The sequence below is a fragment of the Propionicimonas sp. genome (genome assembly GCF_034927565.1).
Taxonomy (GTDB): Bacteria; Actinomycetota; Actinomycetes; order Propionibacteriales; family Propionibacteriaceae; genus Propionicimonas.
In genome coordinates, this window is the sequence record NZ_JAYFPT010000021.1 from 1 (window position 1) to 5953 (window position 5953).

General features: G+C 69.4%; 7 protein-coding genes. 4 read left to right on the forward strand and 3 right to left on the reverse strand.

Features of this window, described 5'->3' with window-relative positions:
* Positions 1-282, reverse strand: a 282-nt coding sequence (locus VB080_RS05675) for a Gfo/Idh/MocA family protein (RefSeq protein WP_323417466.1), incomplete at its 3' end; no start/stop codon positions are given.
* A gap of 248 nt (positions 283-530) precedes the next feature.
* The gene (gene argF / locus VB080_RS05680) at positions 531-1526 is read right to left on the reverse strand and encodes an ornithine carbamoyltransferase (protein ID WP_323417467.1); all 996 of its coding nucleotides are present in this window, start codon (positions 1524-1526) and stop codon (positions 531-533) included.
* Between the two features lie 255 nt (positions 1527-1781).
* Here argF and VB080_RS05685 point away from each other — a divergent pair, with 255 nt between their 5' ends.
* Genes VB080_RS05685 through VB080_RS05700 form a run of 4 tightly spaced genes read left to right on the forward strand, consistent with a single transcriptional unit; the run spans position 1782 to position 4827 of the window.
* Positions 1782-2159 (forward strand): phage holin family protein, encoded by a 378-nt coding sequence (locus VB080_RS05685; protein WP_323417468.1) that lies wholly within the window; start codon positions 1782-1784, stop codon positions 2157-2159.
* The gene (locus VB080_RS05690) at positions 2156-2641 is read left to right on the forward strand and encodes a low molecular weight protein-tyrosine-phosphatase (RefSeq protein WP_323417469.1); all 486 of its coding nucleotides are present in this window, start codon (positions 2156-2158) and stop codon (positions 2639-2641) included. Before VB080_RS05685 ends, VB080_RS05690 begins: the two co-directional genes overlap by 4 nt.
* Before the next feature lie 57 nt (positions 2642-2698).
* A complete protein-coding gene (locus tag VB080_RS05695; RefSeq protein WP_323417470.1) occupies positions 2699-3394 on the forward strand; it encodes a response regulator transcription factor in 696 nt (231 codons plus the stop codon).
* Complete coding sequence (locus VB080_RS05700; RefSeq protein WP_323417471.1) at positions 3391-4827, forward strand: HAMP domain-containing sensor histidine kinase; 1437 nt, start codon at positions 3391-3393, stop codon at positions 4825-4827. Before VB080_RS05695 ends, VB080_RS05700 begins: the two co-directional genes overlap by 4 nt.
* Before the next feature lie 232 nt (positions 4828-5059).
* Here VB080_RS05700 and VB080_RS05705 read toward each other — a convergent pair.
* Positions 5060-5953 (reverse strand): DUF3152 domain-containing protein (locus tag VB080_RS05705; RefSeq protein ID WP_323417472.1); only part of this gene is annotated, 894 nt, incomplete at its 5' end.

The following is a 5953-nucleotide window of genomic DNA, read 5'->3' on the forward strand; positions in this document are numbered from 1 at the left end:
CAGGCTGTGCGGCGAGGCGACGTAGACCGCCTGCACGTCAGGATCGGCAACCAGGGCTTCGTAGGATCCGTAGGCCTTCGGTACCTCGAACTCGTCGGCGAAGGCCTGCGCGCGCTCGGGCGACCGGGAGCCGACCGCGACGAACCGCTGCCGGGTGAACGACCGGGCCGACCGGACGAAGGAGTGGGCGATCCCGCCCGGCGCCAGCACCCCCCACTGCAGCGGCGGCGCGGACGCCGGGTCGGGGGTGCGGGGGCTCGGCAGCGTCGCAGGCAGTGTCATGACGCCCAACCTATCGCCCACTACCGGCCAGGTCGGCCAGGGAACCGTCCCCCGGCCCACACTGCCAGCTAGGTCGGCCAGGGAACCGTCCCCCGGCCCACGTCCCCCGGCCCAGAGTCAGGATGCCGCCCACCCCGGGGACGGCCGCAGAAACCGGGTGATCCGGGGCACTCGCGTGGATAGCGCACGCGAGTGGCCGGTACTGCCCGGTTTGTGCGGGGAACCGGACGGGAGTCAGCGCCGGGAGTTCAGGTCAGGGTGGCGACCATGATGGCCTTGATCGAGTGCATCCGGTTCTCGGCCTGGTCGAAGACGATGGACGCGGGGCTCTCGAAGACCTCGTCGGTGACCTCCAACTCGGGCAGCCCGAAGCGGGAGAAGACCTGCTCGCCAACGGTGGTGTCGCGGTTGTGATAGGCGGGCAGGCAGTGCATGAACTTCACCTCGGACACCCCGGTCCGCTCCAGCAGGGCGGTGTTCACCTGATAGTCCTGCAGCAGCAGGATGCGCTCGGTCCACACGCTCTCCGGCTCGCCCATCGACACCCAGATGTCGGTGTGGACGAAGTCGCAGCCCTTCACCCCGTCGAGATCCTCGGTGAGGGTGATCCGGGCACCGGTCTGCTCGGCGAGGGTCTGCGCCTGCGCCACCACCCAGTGCGGCGGCAGCAGCTTCTGCGGCGCGACCATGCGCACGTCCATGCCCAGCAGCGCACCGCCGATCAACAGCGAGCAACCCACGTTGAACCGGGCGTCGCCGACGAAGGCGAAGGCGATGTCGCGGTCGTCCTTCCCGGACGCCTCGCGCATGGTGAACATGTCGCACAGGCTCTGGGTGGGGTGCCACTCGTCGGTCAGCCCGTTCCACACCGGCACCGACGAGTACTGCGCGATGGTCTCGACGGTCGCCTGCCGCGCGCCGCGGTACTCGATCCCCTGATACAGCCGGGACAGCACCCGGGCGGTGTCGGCGGGTGACTCCTTGTGCCCCAGCTGGGACGAGTTCCCGTCCATCTGAGTGACGTGCGCGCCCTGGTCGTGGGCGGCGACTTCGAAGGCCGAGCGGGTGCGGGTCGAGGTCTTCTCGAAGATCAGGGCGATGTTCGCCCCGGTGAGGTGCTGCACCTCGGTGCCGTTGCGGCGGGCATCCTTCAACTCGCCGGTGAGCGCCAGCAGGTGCTGCCACTCCGCCGGACTGAAGTCGGCCTCCTTCAGAAAGTGCCGGCCTTTGAGGTCGATCGTCATCCTGCGTCCCTTTCAGCACCACGTCCACGCCGGGCCCGTCCCCGCCGGTGACGTCCTGATCATCGCATCCGACCCCGGGGGACGCGCCACTCACCCGACGCACAGACGGCCACGCGAGACGCCCGATGGCGGCATCGCGTGACGTCTCAACGAGGGACGCGCAGCGTACCGAGGCACAGACGGCCACACCGGGACGCCGGCCGGACCGGCCGGACGCGATGGCCGCACAGGGAGAAACCGTGCCAGCATGGAGTCATGCTGATTCGCTTCCTCGCCAGCGCCGCTGCACTGGCTGTCGCGACGTGGCTGCTCCCCGGCATCACCGTCGCGGACGGCGACGTCCAGTCCCAGGCGGTGACGCTGCTGCTCGTCGCCGCGATCTTCGGAGTGGTGAACAGCATCGTCAAACCGCTGTTCAAGTTCGTCTCGGCGCCGCTGATCCTGATCACCCTGGGGCTGTTCCTGCTGGTCATCAACGCCCTGCTGCTGGAACTGCTTAGCTGGCTGGCCGGCGAGCTCGGCATCGGCTGGCACGTCGCCGACTGGCCGTCCGCCTTCTGGGGGGCGCTGATCGTCTCGGTGGTGAGTTTCATCCTGAACGCCTTCTTCAAGCGCGGCGAGGACCACCGATGAGCGACTCGCCGCTGATCATGTTCGTCTGCTGGGGGAACATCTGCCGCTCTCCCATGGCCGAGCGTGTCGCCCGGAGTTGGGCGGTGAGGGACGGGGTGCGCGGCGTCAGCTTCGCCAGCGCCGGGGTGAGCGACGAGGAACACGGCAGCCCGATCGACCAGCGCGCCGCGGCCGTCCTGAAAGCCGCGGGCTACGACCCGTCCGGCCACCACGCCCACCGGATCACCGTCGACGAAATCCACCGGTCCGGCCTGCTGATCGGCATGGAGGAGGTGCACCTGGCCCGGATCCGGCAGCTGGTGCCGCATGCCGAACACCTCTATCTGCTGTCCGACTTCGACCCGAATGCCGCCCCCGGCTCCGGCATCCCCGACCCGTGGTACGGCCCGGACGCCGCCTTCGACGACACCCTGAAGGCCATCGAGGCAGCTATGCCCGAGGTCATGAAACGAGCCCAGGAGCTGCTCAGGCAGCGCTCGTGACCTCCCGGTTCCGCCTGCCTCACGACACCATTCGCCCAGTCATGGCAGGCTGAGACCATGCACATCCTTGTTGTGGATGACGACCAGGCCGTCCGCGATTCGCTGGCGCGCTCGTTGCACTACTCGGGTTACGAGGTGACGACCGCCAACGACGGCGTCGAAGCGCTCGCGAAGCTGTCGGCGCTGCGCCCCGACGCGGTGATCATGGACGTCATGATGCCCCGGCTCGACGGCCTGGAGACCACCCGCTCGCTGCGGGCCAGCGGGAACGATGTGCCGATCCTGATCCTCACCGCCCGCGACGCCGTCGGCGACCGGGTGGACGGCCTGGACGCCGGCGCCGACGACTACATGGCCAAGCCGTTCTCGTTCGAGGAATTGCTCGCCCGGCTCCGGGCGCTCACCCGGCGCACCACCCGTCCGTCCGGCAACGACGAGCCCGGCTCCGAACTGCTGAGCTTCGCCGACCTGTCGCTGGACCTGCAGACCCGCGAGGTGCTGCGGGCCGGCCGGCGGATCAGCCTCACCCGCACCGAGTTCGCCCTGCTGCAGACCTTCCTGGAAAACCCGCGCCGGGTGCTGGAGCGTAGCTGGCTGCTGAACGAGGTGTGGGGCTTCGACTTCCCGACCACCGCCAACTCCCTCGAGGTCTACATCGGCTATCTGCGCCGCAAGACCGAGGGCGAGGGCGAGTCCCGACTGATCCATACCGTGCGCGGCATCGGCTATGTGCTGCGCGAGACCCCGCCGTGATCCGCTGGATCCGCTCCCTGCTCTCGGTCACCAACCGCCCACTGCACGACCGGCTCGCCTTCCTGGTCTCCGCCGCGGTGGCGGCCGCGGTTGCGGTCACCGGTGTGGCCGCGTACGTGATCACCACGATCGCGCTCTACGACCAACTCGACCGCGAGCTGGTGGACGTGGCGGTGCTCACCAGCCAGTGGATCTCGGGCGACCCGGAGTCCCTGGGCGGGCTGAACAGCGATGCGCTGGCGGTGGCCAATGCGACGGTGATGGTGATCCGGTCGGACAACAAGACCACTGGACCACCCGGTGGACCGCGGCTGTCGCCGTCCCCGACCGAGTACGCGATCGCCCGGATCCAGACCGGTTATTCGGCGCGTTCCGGCACCGATGTGGACGGCCAGCCCTACCGGATTGTCGCGGTGCCGTTCAGCAACGGTGACAAGTACTACGCGCTCGTCCTGGGCAGGCCACTGCAGGCGACCACGCAGATCCTGCAGATCCTGGCCTTCTCGCTGCTCACCTTCGGTCTGGCCGCGGCGGTCGCCGCCGGCGCCACCGGTTTCGTGATCGCCCGCTCGGGGCTGGAGCCCGTCCAGCGTCTGACCGCTGCCGTCACGCGGGTCACCGAGACCGACAAACTGGCCCCGATCGAACTCGGTGGCATGGACGAACTCACCGACCTGACCAGGGCATTCAACCGGATGATGAACACCTTGGAGAGTTCCCGCGACCGACAACGCCGGCTGATCGCCGACGCCGGGCACGAACTGCGAACCCCGCTGACCTCGTTGCGCACCAACGTCGAACTGCTGGTCGCCGACGACAAACAGGGCATGCTGCCGCCGGGCGCGCGCGGCGAGATTCTGCGCGACATCGCCGCCCAGCTGGGCGAGTTCACCACCCTGATCGGTGATCTGGTACAGCTCTCCCGGGAGGACACCGTCCAGCCCCATCCGGAACCGATCGACCTGCGCGACGTGGTCAGCAACGCGGTGGCACGGGCGAAGCGGCGCGGCCCCGGCCTGACCTTCGACGTGCAGACCGAGCCGCTCTACCTGGTCGGCGAGCCGGAGAACCTGGAACGGGCGGTCACCAACCTGCTCGACAATGCGGTGAAGTTCTCCCCGCCCGGCGGTACCGTCCGGGTGCTGTTGAAGGGCGACCGGCTGCGGATCTCGGACGAGGGCCCCGGCATCGCCGAGACCGACCTGCCGCACGTCTTCGACCGGTTCTTCCGCTCCGACTCGGCCCGTACCACGCCCGGCTCCGGCCTGGGCCTGTCGATCGTCGCGCAGACCATCAAGGCGCACGGCGGCTGGGTGAAGGCGGGTCGCTCCGAGGCCGGCGGCGCGGAGTTCACCATCCGGCTGCCCGGCAGTTCCGAACCCCCCGAGGACGGCTGGGAGATCACCCAGAACCTGCCGCGGATCAGCGGCTGAGCGTCGGGCCGGCCTGCGGTGGCGGCAGGCCACGCCCTCGACGCAGTAACTCCACCGGGCTGGACAGCTCTGCCGGTTTTCAGCGGGGGGCAGCCCGTCCTGCGGAGGAAGTTGGACGACCATGCTGGTAATCCGGTGGCTGTTCGCGGCCGATTGCCAGCAGAAGTGTCCAATCCTGGGGACGCGGCGGCTTGAGCTGGTCCAGAACCGGCAGAAACGTCCAACCCCTGGCTCAGCGGGTCGGCCAGGGGTTGGGCGTGCAGCCCTTCAGGTCGGTGATCTGGGGCGCCATCACCGGGGCCGGGCCGCCCTTCTTCGGACAACTGGCCGCCGCTTCGCCGAGGTAGCTGCCGACGGCGTTGTTGACCAGGTAGCGTCGAAAGCCGGCCAGATCGGTTCCCCAGGGCTTGGCGGCAGTCTTCCAGGCGGTGGCGTTCAGCACCAGCTTCTTCCCGCGGACGCAGACTACGTCCGTCCGGTCGCAGGTACCGTCGGCCACCGCCACAGTGGCGACGTAGACGGTGAAGTCGGCCTTGCTCGGGTCGTTGACCAGGGCGAACTGTACCGAGCCGTCGCCGGCCCAGCCCCGGGGGTCGTTCAGCACGTCGGCGATGGCGGCGGCCACCTGATTGGCCTTCAGCCCGCTGGTCTTCTCCACGTTGACGATGAATCGGTGGCGGGTGCCGAGCCCGCTGGCAGAGGACCGTTTGATGGTCGAGGTGGCGAACGGCTTGGCGGGCGTGGACGTGGCCGACTTCGACGGGGACGGCGCGCTCTGACTCGGAGAGCTGGACGTACCAGGCGTCGCCGAACCACTGGACGTGGCTGCGGCGGACGAGCCGCTGGATCCCAGCGTGGCCGCGGCGGACGGCGTCGTGCCCGTGGTGGCGACCGGCGTCGTGGGCGCCGGCGGCAATGCCACGGTCGCGGTCGGTACGCCGGCCCGGACGACCGGCGTGGACAGTTGGTTCACCCATGCGCCCACCGCCACGGCAACGGCGAGGACCACGACCAGCCCCAGCACGATCGGGGCCCTCGACCGGCGATGCTGGGACGGACGGCTGGGCAGGGTCACCCGTTCACCATAGCCAGCCCGGCCTGGAGCGGCCGGCACCGCCACGGCCGC

What these genes read in the sequence shown, in the direction of transcription:
- argF (WP_323417467.1), bottom strand. Translation starts at nt 1,526, where the DNA reads ATGACGATCGACCTCAAAGGCCGGCACTTTCTGAAGGAGGCCGACTTC.
- VB080_RS05685 (WP_323417468.1), top strand. Translation starts at nt 1,782, where the DNA reads ATGCTGATTCGCTTCCTCGCCAGCGCCGCTGCACTGGCTGTCGCGACG.
- VB080_RS05690 (WP_323417469.1), top strand. Translation starts at nt 2,156, where the DNA reads ATGAGCGACTCGCCGCTGATCATGTTCGTCTGCTGGGGGAACATCTGC.
- VB080_RS05695 (WP_323417470.1), top strand. Translation starts at nt 2,699, where the DNA reads ATGCACATCCTTGTTGTGGATGACGACCAGGCCGTCCGCGATTCGCTG.